Here is a 619-nt window from a genome sequence, read left to right on the forward strand (position 1 = left end):
GTGTCCAAAATCTTCCGAAACATCTCAATACTCGTCACCACCGTCTTGCGCGTCTCGTCCCGAAAACCGATAATCTCCACCTCTTCACCCGTCTTCAACACGCCGCGCTCCACGCGACCTGTGGACACCGTGCCACGACCCGTAATCGTGAATACATCCTCCACCGCCATCAAAAACGGCTTGTCCAACTCCCGCTGCGGCAACGGAATGTAGCTGTCCACCGCGTCCATCAAGTCCCAAATCGCCTTGATCCAGCGATTACTCGTGCCCTTGCTCCAGTCCTCGCTGTCGGCAGCTTCCACCACCTGCAGCCCGCTGCCCCGAATGACAGGAATGTCGTCGCCTGGAAAGCCGTACTTACTGAGCAGCTCGCGCACCTCCAACTCCACCAAGTCCAGCAGCTCCTCGTCATCGACCATATCCACCTTGTTCATAAACACCACAATCGCGGGCACATTCACCTGTCGCGCCAGCAGGATGTGTTCGCGGGTCTGGGGCATCGGACCGTCGGTGGCGGCGACGACCAAAATCGCGCCGTCCATCTGGGCGGCGCCTGTGATCATGTTTTTGATGTAGTCGGCGTGTCCGGGGCAGTCCACATGGGCGTAGTGGCGGCTTT

General features: G+C 59.0%; 1 protein-coding gene. It reads right to left on the reverse strand.

What is annotated here, in order from left to right; all coding sequences use genetic code 11:
- Positions 1-619 (reverse strand): GTP-binding protein (locus NW837_RS15200; protein ID WP_414332468.1); only part of this gene is annotated, 619 nt, incomplete at both ends.

This window comes from Synechococcus sp. R6-10 (genome assembly GCF_047461815.1).
GTDB lineage: Bacteria > Cyanobacteriota > Cyanobacteriia > Thermostichales > Thermostichaceae > Thermostichus.